Raw genomic sequence first — 20,104 nt, 5'->3', positions numbered from 1 at the left:
TACGAAGTTGCCATCTAATGGGAAAATCAAACTGCAGGGGTTTAACAACCTCACCAAAAGCCTAGGTTTCTGTATCTACGATGTCTGCTATGCACAGACACCGAAACAGAAGGCTGAATACATCGAGTACATCGATGAGCAGTACAACGCAGACCGCCTGACAGAGATCCTGACCGAGGCCTGCGATATTATTGGTGCAACCGTACTCAACGTTGCTCGTCAAGATTATGAGCCACAGGGTGCCAGTGTTACGATTCTGGTTGCTGAAGAGCCGATTAAAGATTCTGACAACGTCGACACCACCGAGAAACCGGGCCCATTACCCGACTCAGTGGTTGCCCACTTAGATAAAAGCCACATCTGCGTACACACCTATCCTGAAGCGCATCCGGACGATGGCATCTGCACCTTCCGCGCCGATATTGAAGTATCGACCTGCGGTATTATCTCACCACTCAAAGCGCTGAACTATCTGATCCATAAGTTGGATTCCGATATCGTCACCATCGACTATCGCGTGCGCGGCTTCACCCGTGATGTGAATGGTGTTAAATATTACATCGATCACGATATCAACTCGATTCAAAACTTTATCACCCCCGATATTCGAGAGCAGTATCAGATGGTCGATGTGAACGTCTATCAAGAGAACATCTTCCACACCAAGATGATGCTTAACGATGTTGACCTCAACACCTACCTGTTCGGCACCACCACCGCCGACCTCAACGAACAAGAGATTGAAGATATCACCGAACGCCTCTACAAAGAGATGTCAGAGATCTTTTATGGCCGCAACATGCCGGACATGAAAGGTAAGTGAGTTAGAAGATCGTCGCCCAATTTAAAAAACATAACTCGCCCCTGCTTAGGGGCTAAATCCCCGCGCACCACCTAAGCTTTCTATTTACTTACGCCTCCCCCCTCTTTCCTTTGTTCAGTCCTTCACAAATAGCCCTTTCCGTATATTGCTAACCTTCGCCAATGGCTTTGAGGCTTCTTAAATCCTCGTGTTATTAATACTCCCTGAACATAGCATACATTTTTCAAGCACTGAGGAACGTTTACCTTTTTAGGCAAGGAAGGAAACCTGCGAGTAAGTACTTATCAGTGCTCTACAGACCCCATTAGTAAGATGCCGGGGAAACTGAAAACAGCACCATTCCTACATGCACACAATCCATAGGTAATGTAAAGCCGATGTAAAAACCAGCCTCAAATAAAGAACCGACATAAATGAACCTGCATATTCTGTTTACAAATACACTCATTGATTTCAAGTTATAATCTAAAAATGATATAAACAATTTGCCGCCTTTAACCTTAAGTACAATTCTAAAATAACTTCCTTGGTTGAGTTTTCAGTTATTGGTATGATTCATAGAACAATCAGGAAGCAGCCCATTCATTGAATCAGGCTCAATAGTAAAATCTAGTCTAAGGAAGGAATATCGGTATATGTCTAAAATTGATGAGCTGGCGACTTTAGCTGAATTAAAAGAAAAAGGGCACATTACCGATGATGAGTTTGAGGAGCAGAAAAAAATCTTACTTGGATCTGCTCCCATAGAGCCTTTAGATTTAAATGAAGAATTTACTTTAGCTGAGCTTGAAACCGATAATTCATCATCTCTTACAGCCAAGCCTGAGAAAAAAAACCAAATAACTACTAAAAAAGGATTATCTAAACGCAAAGCAAAAAAATCAATTTTCCATGAAACTTCAAAACACGGAACGGGAATAGGAAAAACCGAAGCAGGTCTTTCAATTTATACAGATGGGCAAGGTATTAGCATTGCTCGACTTATGATACTTATCCTTAAATTATTTGCAGCGGCTGCTGTCTTATTTTTTATTGTCAAGTGTTCCTCCAATACCACCACTAACGACACAAAAAAAAACGGCTCCGTTGAAAGCGCATATAAACTATGCCATGCAATCGAAGAATCAGGACTTTCAACAGCAGAATGTGAATTCTCCGTCCTCACCTTTTCCGTTGAAGCGAGGATGAATGTTAGCTCGTCTACTGCGGCAAAACTCTGCATCATGATGTCAGATACCATGAAAAAAAATGGATATAACTTTCAACCGGGCTGGAAGCTAAAAATATACTCCCCATTCAGCGGCGATAATACTATTGCGCTTTGTAATTTATAACAGAGTATTAGTGCTTTTAACCAAAGGAGTGAACAACGTCACTCCTTTGAACTCACACATAATATGTGATGTAAGAATTTAAGTAAAAACCAGCATACGTGTGATTAGCGCGCCCCTCACTATCCGACGATAACTAGCTATCATCAAGATGTCCCCGCCTCACCCCGAACACGCAAATAGCTCATCAACGTGTCTGTAGTATTCAGCTAATACCCCTACCTCCTTCTAAGCTGCTACCTTGTTGACAAACAAAAACAATTAGCACGACCAAGGAGTTTGTTATGAGCAACAAAAAAATACTGATGATTACCGGTGATTTCACAGAAGATTATGAAACCATGGTGCCTTTCCAGACGCTCTTAGCCGTCGGTCACAGCGTCGATGCGGTTTGCCCCGATAAGGTTGCCGGCGACACCGTTGCCACTGCCATACACGATTTTGAAGGCGATCAGACCTATACCGAGAAGCGCGGCCATAACTTCGCCCTCAATGCGACCTTTGCGGATATCAACCCTGCCGATTACGATGCCCTGGTCATTCCCGGTGGTCGCGCACCGGAATATCTACGCCTGAACACCGATGTATTAGAGATGGTGCGTCACTTTTTCACCACCAACAAACCGGTTGCGGCCGTCTGTCACGGAGCACAACTGCTCGCCGCCGCGGGTGTCTTGCAGGATCGTAAATGTTCCGCCTACCCTGCCTGCATGCCTGAAATCAATCAGTCGGGTGGTTTCTTCGCCGAGATCGCTATTGATGCCGCGATCACCGACGGCAACCTAGTCACCGCTCCTGCTTGGCCAGCTCACCCGGCTTGGTTGGCTCAGTTTATGGCCCTACTAAAATAGCCCCGTCCCAGCCCGATCGTAAAACGGCGACCTGCAAAGGCCGCCGTTTTACGGCATACTGATTACTCAACGACCAATATCGTATTAGCAACAGAGTCTTAGTCGCGTCAAACCGAAAGAGGAAGCAGCTATGTGCAAACTGTTTATCAATGCCGATTCCGACCTATGGAAAAGCAGCACCCGTTCACTGCGGATCGATGGCATGGTGACCAGCGTGCGCCTAGAAAACTATTTTTGGAGCACCCTCGAAACTATCGCACAGCGTGATCAACTGAATATCCCGCAGATGCTAACCCGCCTCTATCACGAATCGATTGATGCTGGACACGATCTCGGCAACTTCACATCGTTTTTACGGGTCTGCTGTATGCGTTACCTCGCGCTACAATTAGCCGGCGATATCCCGACCAACACAGAGATTGCAATCAGCAGCTTGGATGCTGATGCGATTTTATGTAGTGAAATTCAGAAGCGACATTGAAGCGCGCCCAACAGAGTTCAACTGGGGCAGCTCAACAGGGACAGACACCATCCAATACCAATATCCAGTCAAGCCTTGCTCATTGCAAGTACAGCCTGCTCATCACTAGCACTCAACAAACTCAGACACTCACTTAACCCTGCCGCTAAAAAGAAAAAACCCGCTAAGATTTTCGGGAATCTAAAGCGGGTTTTTGTTGGAAACCTAGGGTAATGCTAGCGTGTTAAAACGCCTTATTTATCTTCTTTAGCATTCTCAGCATCATTGCTGGCCTGCTTGTCAGTATGCTCTTCGCCACCGGGAGGGGTGAAGATATTCCACATCGCCATATTCTGATCGGCAATTTTATTCATCATATTTAGTGGGTTAGCCGCGCCGATCATATTTTGCATCTGTTCACGGATGCGTTCCTGCTGATCGATAAAGGTGGCGATGCTCTGCTCGAGATACTGACTCATCATGCCCTGCATACTATCGCCGTAAAAACGGATCAATTGCTGCAGCACTTGGTTAGTCAGCAGCGTGCCATGACCAAGCGCTTCCTGCTCACTGATAATCTGCAACAGAATATTGCGGGTAAGGTCTGCGCCGGTTTTAGAATCTTGAACCTGAAAGCTCTCTTGGCTCAGCACCAACTGCTTAACATCTTCCAGCGTGATGTAGCAGCTGCGAGAGGTGTCGTACAGACGGCGGTTGGTGTATTTTCTGAGAATTCTCAAAATAGTGTCTCTCTACCTGTTCCGTTACTTGGTTAAATATCGCCCGTTGCCAGTGACGGCAGACAAGCTATCTATTTTTTATCTGAATTTTTATGACTGCCGGTATAGGAGGTCATCATATTCATCAGCATCTTCTGTATGGCATCCATTGAACCAAGCCCGCTTGCCATATAGGGCTGAAACAATGTCAATGGATCATAACCATCGACCCCCGCATCCATACGTTCCTGAATCTTACTCATCATCTCTTTTTGAAATGATTCTACATCCGGCAAGCCTAAGACCTTACGCAGCTCTTCCGGTGTCATTTCCACATCTACTTTAAAATTCATCAGAAACCTATCCTCATCCGGATCAGCTTATCCTTCCGGATAATCAGCGTCAGTCAGAATTACACCTGCGTAAAACGGAACAACGGTGATTCAATTACTTAGCTAGTATTAATCTAATACTATACCAACTGCAGTGCAAAACAAATTTACCGATTCGTAACTGCACAATTTTCCGGTTTTATCCATAGAGTTGCGCACAAAAAGGCGATCAGCACCGCCAGTGCCGCCACACTAAATGTTGCAGCTGCACCCAATGACTCCCACATTAAACCACTGCACAATGCCCCCAGCGCACCACCCACACCAAAGCCTAGACTACTGAACATCGCCTGCCCCTGACCGTGATTTGACGGTGAAAAATAGTGGTGCACCAAAGCGATACCCACCGCGTGTAAAACACCGAAACTCACCGCATGCAGCGTTTGGGCAAACAGCATGAGCGTTAGGTTGTCGGGCATCAAGCCGATCAGCAACCAGCGCAGCACACTCAGCAGCAGACTGATCATCATCAATGCCCGCAACCCTAAACCACCAATAAGCTTAGGCATCAGAATAAAGATAATCACTTCAGCAACAACGCCCACCGACCAAAGCATGCCAATCTCAGTGCGGCTATAACCTAGTCCGTCCATCAACACCGAATAAAACGTATAGTAAGGCCCGTGACTAAACTGAATCAGCATGCAGATCAAGAAAAACACCAGCACCTGAGGCCGCAGCAACTGCTGCAAAAAACCACTCTCATCGCTATTACGCGGCTGAGCTTCACCGGCCACACAGAGAGACGCTAGCCAGATCAACACCATCAAGCCCAGCATCATCCAGGGCAACCAGCGAATACTCACTAGATCCAATACCCAACCGATCCCCATCACCGCGACAATAAAGCCCACCGAACCCCATAGCCGGATACGACTATACAAAGCTTCCCGGCCCTTTAAATGCGTCAGGGTTAACACTTCAAATTGCGGCAGCACGGCATTCCAGAAAAAACTAAAGCCCGCCATCACTAAGGCGATCCCTAGCACGCTGTCTTGCCAGAAAATAAGAACAAACACCAAACAGGTGAAGAAGGCTCCGTAGCGAACAATTCGCAGCCGCTGACCGGTATGATCCGCCAGCCACCCCCAGATATTGGGCGCTACTATGCGCGAGGCCATCAGAATTGCCATCAAGCCGCCGATGGTTTGCGCATCGAATTCAAACGATTGTAGATAGAGGCTCCAGTAAGGAACCAGCGCACCGAGCAACGAGAAATAGAAAAAATAGAATCCCGATAAACGGCTATAGGTAGTTAGCTTCATGGCTGTTTCAATACGCCTCCTGTCTGACAATATCGACCCACGATAGACGCAACGAGCATTGAGCATAGCAGAAACAAAAATCCACCGGTTTATGCAACCGATGGATTATCAAAAACGCAGCAGCCAACCGTCGCTGCGCTCAGGTCCATACCCGAGTGGAATTAGGCGTCGCCCAGTTTCTCAAGGATATACTGCGGTAAGGCGAAGCTACCAGTATGGATTTGCGGGTTGTAGTAACGGGTCTTAATACCACTCGCCTTAAAGCGCTCAGCGATCTGCTCGACACTTTGTAATCGAGTTGCGGCATCATCACAGCCCCACGCAAAGGTCATAGCACCACCGATATAAGTTGGTACCGCGGCGGTATAGAAGGTCTGATCTTTAAAGTAAGGGCTCAGACGCTGACGGGTCGTCACAACCTCTTCTGGCTGCATATAGACCACACCGTTCTGGGCGACAAAGATACCGCCGTCATTCAAACAACGCTTACAGCCTTCATAGAAGCGGCTGCTAAACAGCACTTCACCGGGACCGACAGGGTCGGTGCAATCAGAGATAATTACGTCGTACTTTTCATCAGTCTGGCAGACATAATCGATACCATCACCGATCACAACGTTAGCCCGTGGATTATCGTAAGCGCCCTGAGAATGGTTTGGCAGATATTCAACACACATATCGATAACCGCTTGATCGATCTCAACCTGAGTGACGCTATCAACCGATTCGTGCTTCAATACTTCACGCAGCATACCGCCATCACCACCACCGATGATCAGCACTTTTTTAGCGTTGCCATGGGCCATCAGCGGTACATGGGTAAGCATCTCGTGGTAGATAAACTCATCTTTCTCAGTGGTCTGAATAATGCCGTCGAGCGCCATCACAGTACCAAATTGAGGATTGCGGAAAATAATCAGATGCCAAGAATCTGTCTGTTGTTCAAACAGCACCTCTTGCACATCAAATGCTTGACCGTAACCATCGTAAAGAGTCTCTTTGTAGACTGTCATCGTGAATCCACCACTAAAGACGAACGTTTCGCCATCGTTAAATAAATAGTCAGTAACTGAACAGATAAACCTTGCCGTCGACCGTTGCCAGCAACAAGGAGTTATACATTATAAAACGGTATATTAACCGTTTAATACCGGCGTATCACAGACCACATCAGCATTTTGTGCCCGGTGACGTAGCAGGTGATCCATCAGTACAATCGCCACCATCGCCTCAGCAATCGGCGTGGCACGAATGCCGACACAGGGATCATGACGCCCCTTAGTGACCACCTCGATCGACTCGCCTCGGCTATTAATGCTCTGGCCGGGTAGACGCAGACTGGAGGTCGGTTTTAGAGCGATATGCGCGGTAATTTCCTGACCGGTTGAAATACCACCGAGAATGCCACCGGCATGGTTAGAGAGGAAACCTTGTGGGGTCATCTCATCCCGGTGCTCGGTGCCCTTCTGCTCGATACAGGCAAAACCATCGCCGATCTCGACCCCTTTCACTGCATTAATGCTCATCAGCGCATGGGCCAACTCAGCATCGAGGCGATCAAAGATAGGTTCACCCAACCCGACCGGCACCCCACTCGCGGATACAGAGATTTTCGCCCCAACAGAGTTGCCCTCTTTACGCAGGGCATCCATATACGCTTCCATCTCAGCGACTTTATCGACATCGGGACAGAAAAACGGATTCTGCTCCACTTGATCCCAATCGAAACCAGCGATCTTAATCGGTCCAAGTTGAGACAGATAACCTCTTACCGTCACGCCTTTTTGCGCTAAAAACTTCTTCGCCACGGCCCCGGCTGCGACGCGCATCGCGGTTTCACGGGCCGAAGAACGGCCACCACCACGGTAATCACGAAAACCATATTTATGGGTATACACATAATCCGCATGGGCCGGACGAAAGGTTTCTTCAATATTGGAATAATCTTTCGAACGCTGATCGGTATTCTCAATCATCAGTCCGATCGGTGTGCCGGTGGTTTTGCCCTCGAAGACGCCGGAGAGAATTTTCACTTCGTCCGCTTCACGACGCTGAGTAGTGTGTCGTGAGGTACCCGGTTTACGACGATCAAGATCCCGCTGCAGATCCGCTTCGGTCAGTTCGATTCCCGGAGGACAACCGTCAATGATACAGCCCAGTGCTGGGCCATGGCTTTCGCCGAAAGTAGTGACGGTAAATAGCTTACCGTAGGTGTTTCCTGACATCGTCTGTTCCCGATTTTAAAGCAAAAAATTTAGCCGATTATACCCTAGTCATTCAGACTGCGCTGCAATACTGTCTAACCTCTGCCGCCGTCAACAGGAATACCCCATTGCCCCCCTGTTCGAGCTCCAACCAGGTAAAGGGGATCTCGGGGTATTGCTGCTGCAGATGTACTTCGCTGTTACCCACTTCAATCACGAGCAGGCCATCTTCAGTTAAAAACTGCGCCGCCTGACGTAAAATCTGCTTGGTAATATCTAAGCCATCCGGGCCGGAGCCCAGCGCTAAGTCAGGCTCATGTTGATACTCTTGTGGCATCCCCGCCAGATCATCTCGGTCTACATACGGTGGATTACTGACAATCAGATCGTAAGTGCGGCCGGTCAAAGCGCTGAATAGATCACTTTCGATCGCCGTGACCCGCTCATCCAATTCATGGCGCTGAATATTACGTCGCGCAACCTCCAGCGCATCTGCGGAGATATCCGCTAGATCCACCTCCGCCTCTTCAAAGGCATAAGCGCAAACAATACCGATGCAGCCGCTGCCGGTGCAGAGATCCAAAATCCGTTCTACCGGGCCTTCCCGAAGCCAAGGGCTAAACTGCTGTTCAATCAACTCTTGAATCGGTGAGCGTGGAATCAACACCCGCTCATCGACATAAAAAGGCATACCGGCATACCAAGCTTCACCAATAATATAAGGCAAAGGCCGCCGCTGAATCACCCGCTGATCGAGAAAATCGAGTACACGCCGTTTCTCGTCGTCGATCAGACGAGCATCTAATAGCTGTGGGTTACTGTTCCACGGCAGATGCAGTGCGCCCAACACCAATTGCACCGCCTCATCCCAAGGATTATCGGTGCCATGTCCATAATAGAGGTCATATTCATAGAAACGACTCATGCTAAAACGGACAAAATCACGTATTGTATGCAGTTCTTTCAGGGTCTGTGCTTGATTGATGGTCATATCTGGATGGATAATTCGTCGGATTGAGGCCTGCTTTATTACAGGCCGTGTATGTTAATGAATAATGTTTGCGAACGCTATGTCTGAAAACAATCTGTCTCACAACAAGCGCCACAAAATGCGCCTCCCTGCCAATTCTTCGGCTCAAGGGGAAAATACCGATACGGACGACAGCGAGATTGATTTTGCATCGGTCATGCAAGGGGTTGCCCGAATCACTACGGACCGAGCTGACCTGCGCGGTACGCCCAAAAAGCTCAAGCTCGCAGATGATGAAACCACTCGCTATAAGCGCCAGATGGCGGTGCAGGATGAAGAGCTGATTGTTGATGGCCTTAATTCAGAAGTCATCAACTTAGTAGAAACCGAGGATGAGCTTATTTTTGCCGCCCCGGGGGTACAATTAAAGCTCATGAAGCGCCTCAAACAGGGCCATGTCCCTTGGGATGCTGGATTAGACCTACACGGCTTCACCTTGGATGATGCCCGCACCGAACTCGGCAGTTTTATTCGCGAATGCAGTCTACAACAACTACGCTGTGTCAAAGTGATCCACGGTAAATCTAACAGCGTAGAGGGTCAACATGCGCTGATGAAGTCCTATGTTAATGACTGGCTAAGACAGATGAATCAGGTGATTGCCTTTTCATCGGCACAGCCTAAAGATGGCGGCACCGGCGCGCTCTATGTGCTGCTCAAGCGCGCTAAATAAAGCGCCCGAACAGACGTAAATAGTTGCCGAGAGTCTTTACCTCCGGGTGCTAATCACGTAAGTTAGCACACTTTTTAACGGCCCTGTCATAATGACCTTTCCAGAGATGGTGTTAATAGGTGTTTGGCAGAGATCAGACAGACCAAAACAGGATTACACACTGTAATGGAAAAAGAATTTGCCAGCATCATCGAGCAGCTGGGTGAAGATATCACCCGGGAAGGTTTGATCGATACCCCTAAACGCGCCGCTAAAGCGATGAAGTTTCTCACTCGAGGCTATGAACAAAACCTTGATGAGGTCATCAATGGCGCACTCTTTCCCACTGAAAACAGCGAAATGGTTATCGTCAAAGATATCGAGCTGTATTCTATGTGTGAGCACCATATGCTGCCATTCATTGGCAAATGTCATGTTGGCTATGTGCCTAAAGGACAGGTGATCGGTTTGTCTAAAATTGCCCGCATCGTCGACATGTTCGCACGCCGCCTGCAAATTCAGGAAAATATGACCAAGCAGATTGCAGATGCCATTATGGAAGCGACTGGTGCCGATGGCGTTGGCGTGGTTATCGAAGCACGTCACATGTGCATGATGATGCGCGGTGTTGAAAAACAGAACAGCAGCATGAAAACCTCCATGATGCTCGGCTCGTTCCGCAAGAGCCAACCGACCCGCAGCGAGTTCCTCACTCTGATCAATTGATCCGCTGCCCGATAAGACCGACGCCCAGCGCCGGTCTTATGTCTGCCCTACCACTCAACCCCGTCCCCTCCTCACAAAAAAAACGCTCTTTAATTATTTTAAAACAATGAATTAAAGTCATAACTTAACGTTTTAATTTAAATTAAAGCATGTCCCTCACGCAATACATTTACCTACGTAAGACCCCTTAACGATAACGCCAGTACCCCTCAATCTCAGCCGCAACCTATCAAATATCCCTGTGCTGTGCGCATTCTTGATATTAAGCAAGGCGCGATGACACTATGAGCGTAAAATTCTCTCCGTTATTTTTTGAAGGATAGAGATATGACACCGCTAACCACTGCACAGATCCCAACCGTCGGCCTTGAGTTTATGAATCATGACCACGCCGAAGCAGCCCAACAGATCAATCAACTCGACTACTTGATTAGCCAAGCTAACGAGGGAGATAACACCGCGTTGTCAGCCATCGAGCCACTGTTAACCGAGATCTACGCCCATAATCAAAGCCACTTTGCCCGTGAAGAAGCACAGATGGTCCGGGTCGGCTTTCCCGCGTATGAATGCCATAAAGGCGAACATGAGCGCGTGCTTGAAGAGTTTCGCCAATTGTTAGTCCAGTGGCAAGATCACGCCGACCTGACACTACTGGCCGCCTATCTTAATGACATCCTGTGCCAATGGCTGATACAACATATTTCAACAATGGACAGTGTTACCGCGATGTTTGTTAACCGACATGATTGCTCTGCCGCATAACCGCGTCGCACAATAGAGACGACTATTGCTTATCACTCTCTGTTCGGTTAATTTTTAGGCGTTTTATAACGCAGATAGATATCATCGATCAGGGCTTATTGTTAACTTAAGCGCGACGCAGGGCTTAGAAACCAAATTAAAACCATAAAAATCAATGAGATAAAATTATTTTTAAATATTTTATCTTTTTTGTGAACTTTACCCGTACATGCGTCTCTAAATTAATACATCAACGTACTACGCAACATCTGAACTGCCCGGTGGAACCCCTTCCCACCGGGCAGTTTTTTTATGTCCAGTGAAAAATACAGACCACAAAATTAATTTAATAAAAATGCGATTGGCGCTGAACTTTATCTGAATAAGCCCCTCTATATATATACATCAACGTTATATGCTACATCTGAACTGCCCGGCGGCCCCCTTCCCACCGGGCAGTTTTTTTATGTCTGTTAGTTTTCAGTAATGAAATCCTCAGGGAAAACGAAACGGTATAGCGAGATTGATCCTCTATTTGATATGCTAGGGCCAACAGCGCGGCATAACATCAGCCGGACACTTCCGGGCCGCTCACTTCACGCAAACATCCTATAGAGCGACACAGCCTTCATCATGAGTAAATACTGGAGCCCGGCTATCAGCCAACTGACCCCTTACGTTCCGGGTGAGCAGCCAAAAGTTGATAATCTAATCAAACTGAATACCAACGAAAATCCTTATCCGCCTTCACCGAAGGTCACTGAGGCAATCAATAACTACCCTAAAGATCGTCTACGCCTCTATTGCGACCCCGATGCCACCGCGCTGAAGCAATCACTAGCGGATCATTTCCAGCTAGCCTACGATAATATCTTTGTTGGCAACGGCTCGGATGAAGTACTAGCATTAGCCTTTATGGCGTTTTTCCGTCAAGACAAGCCACTGCTACTGCCGGAAACGACCTACAGCTTCTACGATGTCTATTGCAACCTATATGATATTGATTACCGTCAAATCCCACTAACCGATCAGTTTGAGATCGATTTCGCCGCCTATGATCAACCTAACGGCGGGATCATCTTTGCCAACCCCAACGCCCCAACCGGTCGACTCACCTCGCTGGACACCATCGAAGCATTGCTGCAAAAAAACACCGAGTCACTGGTAATCGTCGATGAAGCCTATATCGACTTCGGCGGTGAATCAGCCGTTGAACTGAGCCGCCGCTATGATAATGTGTTGATCATTCAGACCTTTTCTAAATCACGCAGTTTAGCGGGTTTGAGAATTGGCTTTGCACTGGGGCATAAAGATCTTATTGCTGGCCTCGAACGGGTAAAAAATTCATTCAACTCTTACCCATTGGATAGCATTGCGATTGTCGGTGCTGTTGCAGCACTGGAAGATGTTGCCTACTTCGAAGAAACCACGCAGAAGATTATTGCCTGCCGTGAATGGACTCACAACGCCTTAGAACAACTGGGTTTTACCGTCATCCCATCAAAAACTAACTTTGTGTTTGCTCGTCACAACTCACTCAGTGGCGAAGAGCTGATGCAGTATTTGCGTAGCAACAACCTACTGGTGCGACACTTTAGTAAACCGGGTATCGAGAACTATCTGCGTATTACCATCGGCACCCAAGCTGAGATGCACAGTCTGATTGAAACACTAAAGCAACACCCTAACCTCTAGTATCTAGCTCTAGCACCTAGGTCCATAACGCAGTAAAGCAGCCCTTAGGCTGCTTTACTGTTTAATGCCGAGCTCTAGCGACGCTCCTCGCCAGATCGCCTTACAGTGGCGCTCACTCACTACCACTAATTTTATTGCCACCCTGTTGTTTCGCCAGTTGCAAGCAATCCTCAGCCCGATTAAACATCTCCTCAGCACTGTCTTCTTCGCCGGCTAAGGTGGAAACACCGATACTGACAGTAAAGCTAACATCCGTGCCCAGATGTTGCGCCGATAGATCCGCAACCCGGTTACGCACCCGCTCAGCGGTGAGTATGCCCTGTTCCGCGTTGGTTTCAGGCAACAGGATAGCAAAGCAATCTTCCCCCACCCGGGCGAGAAAATCGGCGGTTCGTTTCAGACTATTCAATGATTCAGCCAAGCGTTTAAGCAACTGATCACCAACATCCCAACCCTGTTCATTATTTATCTGTTGTAACTGATCAACATTCACCAACATCAAGCTACAGGTCCAGTCATAGCGTACCGCCTGCGCGATCGATTGCGCCAACACTGGCATCAACGCGCGACGATTGTACATACCGGTCAGCAAGTCCCGTTGCACCGGCGGCACCTCCCGCTGCGCCTCTTTACGCCGACTAATGTCTTCGATTCGACAAACAACGCTCGGCTCATCCCCAGCTGAAGGGGCCATACGCACTTCAACCCAGCAGCTATGCTCCATGCCCTGTTGCTGCAGATAGCTGATCTCTTTAGGATCAAACAACATCTCTTTCACCCGCAGCTGATTTAAGCTAAGCGACTGATCGACCATTCCTTGAAACAACGCAGCGAGTGATTCGGGAAAGATATCGGTTAGGTTCTTACCGATGAGTGCTTCGCTCGCGCCCCAGGGTAACGCCGATTCGGCATGAGAGGAAAAAATAATGGTGCCTTGCTGGCTTAAAATCAGCACATCTTCAGACAGCACATTGAGTAGTGCATCAATGCGGGTTTGAAGAATTTGATTTTTGTTCATGGTAACTCCACTGGCAACACGTGTGATAGTTAACTTATAGCATAGCCAACCAATCGACCTGAAGGGCGAGTGCTGATAATGGGCATATAAATCAATATTAAATAACAAAAAACCCGCCGAAGCGGGTTTTCCTGAAAGCCGTGTGACTAAATCAGATGCAGAAACATTTCAGCGGCGGGAAGCCATTAAACTCAATCGAACTGTAACTGGTGGTATAAGCCCCGGTCGAGAACCAATAAATCCGATCACCGATTTCCAACGACAGTGGCAACTCATACTTAAAGTTTTCGTACATGATATCCATGCTATCACAGGTAGGCCCGGCCAATACCACAGCTTCCGTTTCGCCATCCCGCTCGGTTTCCAAGGGAAACTTAATCGCTTCACCAAGTGTTTCGATCAGTCCATTAAACAGACCCACATCGGTATACACCCAACGATTCAACGCAGTATGGGATTTACGTGAAATCAGTACTACTTCACTCACTAACAAACCGCTATCTCCGACCAACGAACGGCCCGGCTCGAGGATGATTTGCGGTGGGTTATCACCAAAATCTTCGGTCAGATAACGGGTAATCTCTTCACAGTAAACGGAAAAATCGTTCGCTTTGGTTAGGTATTGGGCCGGGAAACCACCGCCCATATTGATTAAACGCAGCTGAATTGCATATTCACTGCGCAACCGCTCAAAAATCACCTTAACCTTAGCAATCGCCGCATCCCATACATCAATCAGGCGCTGCTGAGAGCCTACATGGAAAGAGATACCATACGGTTCAAGTTTTAACTTCTTCGCCAAGACCGCCAAGTCGATCGCCATATCGGGATTGCAGCCAAACTTACGGGACAACGGCCAATCTGCGCCTTCAGCACCTTCGGTTTGAATGCGGATATACACCCGAGAGCCTGGTGCATATTCGGCGATATTTTTCAGATCTTCTTCAGAATCGGTGGCAAACAACCGCACACCTTTTTCGTAAAAATAACGGATATCTTCACGCTTCTTAATCGTATTGCCATAGCTAACCCGGTCAGGGCTGACGTTATGGGACAATACTTGATCCAGTTCATAGATCGATGCGATATCAAAGCTAGACCCTAAGCCGGCCAGCAGCTCCACAATTTGCGGATGAGGGTTAGCTTTCACCGCATAGTAGATAGACGCAAAATCAAATCCATTTTTCAGCTCTTGATATTTTTCTGCAATGGTCTGCAAATCAATTAACTGAAAGGGTGTCTGATGCTGATCGGCAGCCTCTTTCAAGCGAGCCCATTTTTCAGCAGAGATATGATCCGGCAATTTAATCACTATGTTTACCTGTACTCCTGCCGGTTTATCCGGCGGAAAAGTGGAGCGTTTCAACTCCATGAGAAAACGCGGAGTATAGTTAAAACGCACCCTCTGTAAAGATAATTTTAGACGGAAACGGTATTTTTTTCGTGCTTATAATCAAATAACCGAATCACTACCCTGAGTTATAATTTTTTCGATCTCAGCAAAGGATTTAGCCTCATACATAATATCGAATCCCACCCGCAGTTTACGGGATACATCACTAGCGGAGATAATCCCGCGAATACGTTTAATACCCAGTTCGGATTCATCGACAACCAACAAATGCTGCCCCCCCGAACTCTTAAGCGTCAGCATAATGTCGCCAATACGTGAATGGGTCACTTGGTCGAAGGTCAGGGACTGTAGATGTTCTTTATGCAGCATAATATGCCCGACGGACACCTCATCCCGAGTCACCCCATGATTCTGCATATGCACAATCGCCTTGTTATCGGCAATATCATGGGAACTGATCACACCGACAAACTTACCCGCTAGGGTGATCACAAACAGTAAACGCACATGCTGGCTTTTCATTCTTTCCAAGGCATCATCAATCGACACCCCTTCGGTTACCGTTACCGGTGTTACGACGCTGAAATCGGTCATCACTTCAATTGCAGGGTTACGCACACTGAAAGGTTGCTGATTCTGCTCCGGTGCCAGCAGATGTTCAACATCGCAATTATCCTGTAAACGTAATGGGTAGAATTCCTGAGACACAGGCACCTCCTAATATTATTTTTATAATGCCCCTACAGCATAGTGCTGATATCGACTAAATCGCCAGCTATTAATCACTTAAGCTTAAAAAGTCAGACCAATGGTTAATCCTAATCCTGCAACTAACACACAGGATGCAACGCTATAAACCATCAGCCCCTGAGGGTGAACAACCTCACGCGTCGCTTGTTTTAGATCCCAGAAAGGTCGCCGAGCTTCATGTAACGCCTCTGCTCGGGTTAGGCCGATATCTTTCAGCAAATGGTCATCTAGGCCAATGAGTAAACGCCGGCTCGCGTAAGCCTGCCGATAGTGTTGCAACTGGGTAACTAACTTAGACATGGTGAGTCCCTCCTGATAATAGAGCTTCAGTTTAAGGACTAATCTGATACCATGACAGATTCAAAATACTTTTTATAAGAGCAATACAGATTTCTAACTCATCGATCTGTATGGACATACTGACTTAGAACTGTACTGTTTTTAACGCTGTATCGGAGCATATTCAATGAAACTGTATGAGCAGGTAGCATCCACGGTAAAAGACCGGATCGATCTGGGCTACTATCACGAGGGCGATAAACTTCCCTCCGTGCGCGGCCTGAGTCAGGAGCACGGCGTCAGTATTTCGACCGTACAGGAAGCCTATGGCCTACTGATCGATGCTGGAATTATTGAGTCTCGCCCTAAGTCTGGATACTACGTACTATTACAACAGACGCCCCCGGAACTCCCCGCCACCAGCAATCCCGCACCTCAGCCACTGGTTGTTGCTCACTGGCAAAAGCTAAAGGATATGATTAACGAGTATGGCAACCACACCGCCACTAAGTTAAGCCTAGCACTACCGGATACCCAAGCGCCGACACTAAAACCCTTAACCCGCTTAATGTCCGAACTGAGCCGAAATGCCAACTGCAACATTCTTGATTATGAACTCGCCGCAGGCTCAGACCCACTGCGTCATCAGATTGCCAGGGTAATGGTGGATTCAGGTTGTCGAGTTCATCCCGACGAGATTATTATCACCTCCGGTTGCCAAGAAGCTCTCTCCTGTAGCCTGCGAGCAGTCACCGAACCCGGTGATATTGTGGTGGTTGATTCGCCCAGCTTTTTTGGCTCGGTGCAAGCGATCAAGATTAACGGTGTGAAGGCATTAGAGATTCCCACCAATCCGGAAACCGGCATCTCCCTTGAAGCCCTCGAAATGGCCTTCGAACAGTGGCCGATTAAAGCGTGCCTGCTAACACCGACCAACAATAACCCGCTGGGGTATTCGATGCCGGACAGCCATAAACTACGGCTGTTGGAGCTGCTAAATCGCTATGATATTCCACTGATTGAGGATGATGTGTACGGTGACCTAAGCTATACCCTGCCCCGGCCGCGCACGGTCAAATCATTCGACACCCAAGGCCGGGTTATTCTTTGCTCCTCTTTTTCTAAATCGATCGCCCCCGGCATTCGGGTCGGCTGGATAGCTCCGGGGCGTTACCGCGATCATATTATGATGGTGAAATACCTCTCAAGCCTGTCTACGCCGAAGCTGACACAGATGGCCGTTGCTGAGTTTATCGCCCAAGGCTATTACGAAAAACACCTACGTAAAACGCGCATCAACTATCTTCGGGATCGTGATGCCACAATCGGTTGGCTAAAACGCGATATGCCCGAGGGCACCCGCATCAGCTACCCCCAAGGAGGTTATCTACTCTGGGTAGAGTTGCCCGAGCAGGTCGATGCCAATGAACTTAATCGTCAGGCACGTTTAGAGGGCATCAGTATTGCACCGGGTACGCTATTTTCGGCCTCCGGCAAATACAAAAACTATATGCGCATCAGTGTGGTAAACAGTGCCCACCCGTCGATGGAAAAAGCCATTAAGACCCTTGGACGACTCTGTAAAGAGATTCAATCCCAAGCTTTGCTGCCAGAACCCGCTTCGCTGAACCACCCGTGTTAAGACACTTTGGCCGAAAATGCACGTGAAAACATCTCATGATATTTCCCCCACAATCAGCATTTTTTGACTACACTCATTTATATGTCAGGAGCCAGTCCGTTGGGAAACGGACTGTCGTGTGTATTATGACAATCCAAGGGGGATTGAATGTGGATGGATATAACCTGGAGTCACGCGTAAAAAGTCTCGAGGTACTCACCTCTCTATTACTAGCAATAACCAGCAACATACATCAAGGGTCACCAGCACCCTTAGAAACACTCAAGAAACTGCTTAACGCTCACCCAGACATCATGAGCGAAGATCTACTCAATTATATGGAAGAACTCGAAAACACAGCTAAATTACTGCAACAACGGCACTAGCGAGACCGCCGTTTGCACTAACATCGCTGCCCCGCCTTCATCAAACACCCCATTAACAACAATGGACTGAGGCGATAGATTATTTGTCGCCCCAGTAATCCTCACGCCACTGCGCTTGCGCTTGTTGCGATTGGAAGGTCCACAATAATAGACGGCTCTGCTTTTGCCCCTGCGACATCGCCACCTCTTTAATTCGTCTGGCACCGGCTTTTTGTAGCGCCGCTTTAAGCTGAGGAATATTGTCCTGCTTAGAAACCAGACAACTAAACATATAACACTGCTCAGCCACGCTGCGGCTTTCAATAATCATTCGATTAATAAAAGCTAGCTCACCGCCAGAACACCATAACTCATTACTCTGCCCACCAAAATTCAGGTGCGCTTTGTCGGCCGCTTGGCCTAGGTTGCGCTGTTTACGACGATTAGCCGCCTCACATTCCTGTGCAGAACCATGAAAAGGCGGGTTACACAGGGTAAAATCAAACCGATCTGAAAGTTTGACCACTCCTTTGAAAATACGTTTGGCTTCGCTCTGCAAACGACACTCTATCTGGCCTTTCAGGGAAGGGTTCGCCTCGGCGATGAGATTAGCCGTGTTCACCGATACGGGATCAATATCGGTGCCAACAAACTGCCAACCATAGCTGCGGTTGCCAATCACAGGATAGATACAGTTGGCCCCAACACCGATGTCCAAGCCTTGCACCATCCGGCCTTCAGGTACGACACCGCCATTATCTGCTGCGAGTTCATCGGCTAAATAGTGGATGTAATCGGCTCGCCCTGGAATCGGCGGGCAAAGATAACCGGCTGGAATATCCCAAAACTGAACCCCATAGCGTTGCATCAACAGCGCTTTATTAAGTGCTTTAACCGCCACCGGATCATGAAAATCGATACTCGGATCACCGGCACGGTTAACGATAAGGCAGGGTTTTAGATCGGCACAGAGCTGGCAAAGCTTATCGAAGTCATACCGGCCCTGATGAGGGTTACGGGGATGTAGCCGCTTAACGTTCTGCCCGCGACGCGCTTGTTGTTTAGCCATAATCTAAAATAACCCTGCTGCATTGAAAACCAAGCATTGTATCCTAACTCAGGACAAAAGAGGCCTATCATCGGATTTCAATATAGGGCAACCAGCGTTTTTCGAGATCCGCCGTCTCAATATCGAACTCACCCATTGGCGGCTGGCTCAGGTCGCTCGGCGGTGATGCCAGTAGATTGAGGTCAAGGGCATGGGCTTCGCCGCGCACACCGGACTCGGTAACCACCATCTTGTAATAGATACCGTTCCAAAAATTGGCCCCAAAAGCGGCCGGTTTTTTAAACATAAATAGCAGGTCATGTTCCAGCCAGCGCAGATCATCCGCACTGACCCTCGCAGGCTGACGATAGGGATAAGGAATAAAGCACCACAGCTCAGGCCCTTCTAGACACTTCATCTCTTTCATTGAAAGGAAATAATCCTTAAATAGGTGCAGGTCCAGATGGATACGATAAGTAAACGCGGCCTTCTCGGCTACGGTAAAAACAATCGTACCGATACGCTGCTCAGCACCATCGAACTGCTGTAAATAGATGCCTTTCTCACCTTCACTTAAGCCTTCTCCCCACGCCGCTGTTAACGGGCATAATAGTATGGCTGACAGCATTAATCTGGCTAATCGCTTTCTCATCACTGACTCCTCCAATGGCATCCATCCAGTGTAGAAGCCTCACACAGGACCTCTATGATACTTACGTACTGTTTTAGTGCATGCCAGCGCTGCAGTTTGGTAATAATACGGATACAATGCCGCAAACA

The 20,104-nt window shown here is 47.9% G+C and carries 22 protein-coding genes; 10 read left to right on the top strand and 12 right to left on the bottom strand.

Translation table 11 applies throughout. From position 1 onward, the window contains the following. Positions 1-7: 7 nt before the first annotated feature. The 4 genes from speD (at position 8) to ACN0T0_RS06265 (ending at position 3,486) form a co-directional block, all read left to right on the top strand. Positions 8-823 carry an adenosylmethionine decarboxylase gene (speD, locus tag ACN0T0_RS06280; protein ID WP_417224305.1) on the top strand — a complete coding sequence of 272 codons (816 nt, stop codon included), beginning with the start codon at positions 8-10 and terminating at the stop codon, positions 821-823. Positions 824-1,458: 635 nt separating this feature from the next. After that, complete coding sequence (locus tag ACN0T0_RS06275) at positions 1,459-2,157, top strand: SHOCT domain-containing protein (protein WP_417224303.1); 699 nt, start codon at positions 1,459-1,461, stop codon at positions 2,155-2,157. A gap of 281 nt (positions 2,158-2,438) precedes the next feature. Then, a complete protein-coding gene (locus tag ACN0T0_RS06270; protein ID WP_417224301.1) occupies positions 2,439-3,005 on the top strand; it encodes a DJ-1/PfpI family protein in 567 nt (188 codons plus the stop codon). Positions 3,006-3,135: 130 nt separating this feature from the next. Beyond that, positions 3,136-3,486, top strand: a complete 351-nt coding sequence (locus tag ACN0T0_RS06265; RefSeq protein WP_417224300.1) for a ribbon-helix-helix domain-containing protein — start codon at positions 3,136-3,138, stop codon at positions 3,484-3,486. 233 nt (positions 3,487-3,719) lie between these two features. Here the strand turns inward: ACN0T0_RS06265 and phaR are convergent, their stop codons facing one another. The 6 genes from phaR to prmB all read right to left on the bottom strand — a co-directional run bounded on the left by phaR (position 3,720) and on the right by prmB (position 9,036). Continuing rightward, positions 3,720-4,205 (bottom strand): polyhydroxyalkanoate synthesis repressor PhaR, encoded by a 486-nt coding sequence (gene phaR / locus ACN0T0_RS06260; protein WP_417224299.1) that lies wholly within the window; start codon positions 4,203-4,205, stop codon positions 3,720-3,722. A gap of 71 nt (positions 4,206-4,276) precedes the next feature. Beyond that, positions 4,277-4,537 carry a DUF6489 family protein gene (locus tag ACN0T0_RS06255; RefSeq protein WP_417224298.1) on the bottom strand — a complete coding sequence of 87 codons (261 nt, stop codon included), beginning with the start codon at positions 4,535-4,537 and terminating at the stop codon, positions 4,277-4,279. 146 nt (positions 4,538-4,683) lie between these two features. Further along, complete coding sequence (locus ACN0T0_RS06250) at positions 4,684-5,841, bottom strand: MFS transporter (RefSeq protein WP_417224297.1); 1,158 nt, start codon at positions 5,839-5,841, stop codon at positions 4,684-4,686. A 161-nt stretch (positions 5,842-6,002) separates the two neighbouring features. Continuing rightward, positions 6,003-6,854 carry a polyamine aminopropyltransferase gene (gene speE, locus ACN0T0_RS06245; RefSeq protein ID WP_417224296.1) on the bottom strand — a complete coding sequence of 284 codons (852 nt, stop codon included), beginning with the start codon at positions 6,852-6,854 and terminating at the stop codon, positions 6,003-6,005. 123 nt (positions 6,855-6,977) lie between these two features. Next, positions 6,978-8,066 carry a chorismate synthase gene (gene aroC, locus ACN0T0_RS06240; protein ID WP_417224295.1) on the bottom strand — a complete coding sequence of 363 codons (1,089 nt, stop codon included), beginning with the start codon at positions 8,064-8,066 and terminating at the stop codon, positions 6,978-6,980. A gap of 52 nt (positions 8,067-8,118) precedes the next feature. Next, on the bottom strand, positions 8,119-9,036 hold the full coding sequence (gene prmB / locus ACN0T0_RS06235) for a 50S ribosomal protein L3 N(5)-glutamine methyltransferase (RefSeq protein ID WP_417224293.1): 918 nt from the start codon (positions 9,034-9,036) through the stop codon (positions 8,119-8,121). A gap of 79 nt (positions 9,037-9,115) precedes the next feature. On the opposite strand from prmB, the gene ACN0T0_RS06230 reads away from it, so the two are divergent. The 4 genes from ACN0T0_RS06230 to hisC all read left to right on the top strand — a co-directional run bounded on the left by ACN0T0_RS06230 (position 9,116) and on the right by hisC (position 12,889). Further along, the gene (locus ACN0T0_RS06230) at positions 9,116-9,748 is read left to right on the top strand and encodes a Smr/MutS family protein (RefSeq protein ID WP_417224291.1); all 633 of its coding nucleotides are present in this window, start codon (positions 9,116-9,118) and stop codon (positions 9,746-9,748) included. 165 nt (positions 9,749-9,913) lie between these two features. Then, positions 9,914-10,453 (top strand): GTP cyclohydrolase I FolE, encoded by a 540-nt coding sequence (folE, locus tag ACN0T0_RS06225; RefSeq protein ID WP_417224290.1) that lies wholly within the window; start codon positions 9,914-9,916, stop codon positions 10,451-10,453. Positions 10,454-10,780: 327 nt separating this feature from the next. After that, on the top strand, positions 10,781-11,215 hold the full coding sequence (locus ACN0T0_RS06220) for a bacteriohemerythrin (RefSeq protein ID WP_417224288.1): 435 nt from the start codon (positions 10,781-10,783) through the stop codon (positions 11,213-11,215). Positions 11,216-11,827: 612 nt separating this feature from the next. Beyond that, a complete protein-coding gene (gene hisC, locus ACN0T0_RS06215; protein WP_417224286.1) occupies positions 11,828-12,889 on the top strand; it encodes a histidinol-phosphate transaminase in 1,062 nt (353 codons plus the stop codon). A 112-nt stretch (positions 12,890-13,001) separates the two neighbouring features. Here the strand turns inward: hisC and ACN0T0_RS06210 are convergent, their stop codons facing one another. The 4 genes from ACN0T0_RS06210 to ACN0T0_RS06195 form a co-directional block, all read right to left on the bottom strand. Further along, positions 13,002-13,907, bottom strand: coding sequence for a diguanylate cyclase (locus ACN0T0_RS06210; protein ID WP_417224285.1), 906 nt, complete (start codon positions 13,905-13,907; stop codon positions 13,002-13,004). Between the two features lie 151 nt (positions 13,908-14,058). Then, entirely contained in the window at positions 14,059-15,219 is a 1,161-nt protein-coding gene (locus ACN0T0_RS06205; protein WP_417224283.1) for a type III PLP-dependent enzyme, read from the bottom strand. A 141-nt stretch (positions 15,220-15,360) separates the two neighbouring features. Further along, the gene (locus ACN0T0_RS06200; protein WP_417224282.1) at positions 15,361-15,969 is read right to left on the bottom strand and encodes a CBS domain-containing protein; all 609 of its coding nucleotides are present in this window, start codon (positions 15,967-15,969) and stop codon (positions 15,361-15,363) included. A gap of 84 nt (positions 15,970-16,053) precedes the next feature. Beyond that, on the bottom strand, positions 16,054-16,311 hold the full coding sequence (locus tag ACN0T0_RS06195; RefSeq protein ID WP_417224280.1) for a DUF1127 domain-containing protein: 258 nt from the start codon (positions 16,309-16,311) through the stop codon (positions 16,054-16,056). A 166-nt stretch (positions 16,312-16,477) separates the two neighbouring features. Here ACN0T0_RS06195 and ACN0T0_RS06190 point away from each other — a divergent pair, with 166 nt between their 5' ends. Both ACN0T0_RS06190 and ACN0T0_RS06185 read left to right on the top strand, forming a co-directional pair. Beyond that, positions 16,478-17,932, top strand: a complete 1,455-nt coding sequence (locus ACN0T0_RS06190; protein ID WP_417224278.1) for a PLP-dependent aminotransferase family protein — start codon at positions 16,478-16,480, stop codon at positions 17,930-17,932. A 149-nt stretch (positions 17,933-18,081) separates the two neighbouring features. Continuing rightward, complete coding sequence (locus ACN0T0_RS06185) at positions 18,082-18,297, top strand: hypothetical protein (RefSeq protein WP_417224276.1); 216 nt, start codon at positions 18,082-18,084, stop codon at positions 18,295-18,297. Between the two features lie 79 nt (positions 18,298-18,376). On the opposite strand, the gene rlmF is transcribed toward ACN0T0_RS06185, so the two are convergent. Beyond that, the gene (gene rlmF, locus ACN0T0_RS06180; RefSeq protein WP_417224275.1) at positions 18,377-19,345 is read right to left on the bottom strand and encodes a 23S rRNA (adenine(1618)-N(6))-methyltransferase RlmF; all 969 of its coding nucleotides are present in this window, start codon (positions 19,343-19,345) and stop codon (positions 18,377-18,379) included. A gap of 67 nt (positions 19,346-19,412) precedes the next feature. Next, complete coding sequence (locus tag ACN0T0_RS06175) at positions 19,413-19,976, bottom strand: hypothetical protein (protein WP_417224273.1); 564 nt, start codon at positions 19,974-19,976, stop codon at positions 19,413-19,415. Positions 19,977-20,104 lie beyond the last annotated feature (128 nt).

Origin of the sequence: Amphritea sp., assembly GCF_048266285.1 — a bacterium.
GTDB lineage: Bacteria > Pseudomonadota > Gammaproteobacteria > Pseudomonadales > Balneatricaceae > Amphritea.
This window is presented reverse-complemented; position numbering and strand designations above follow the sequence as displayed.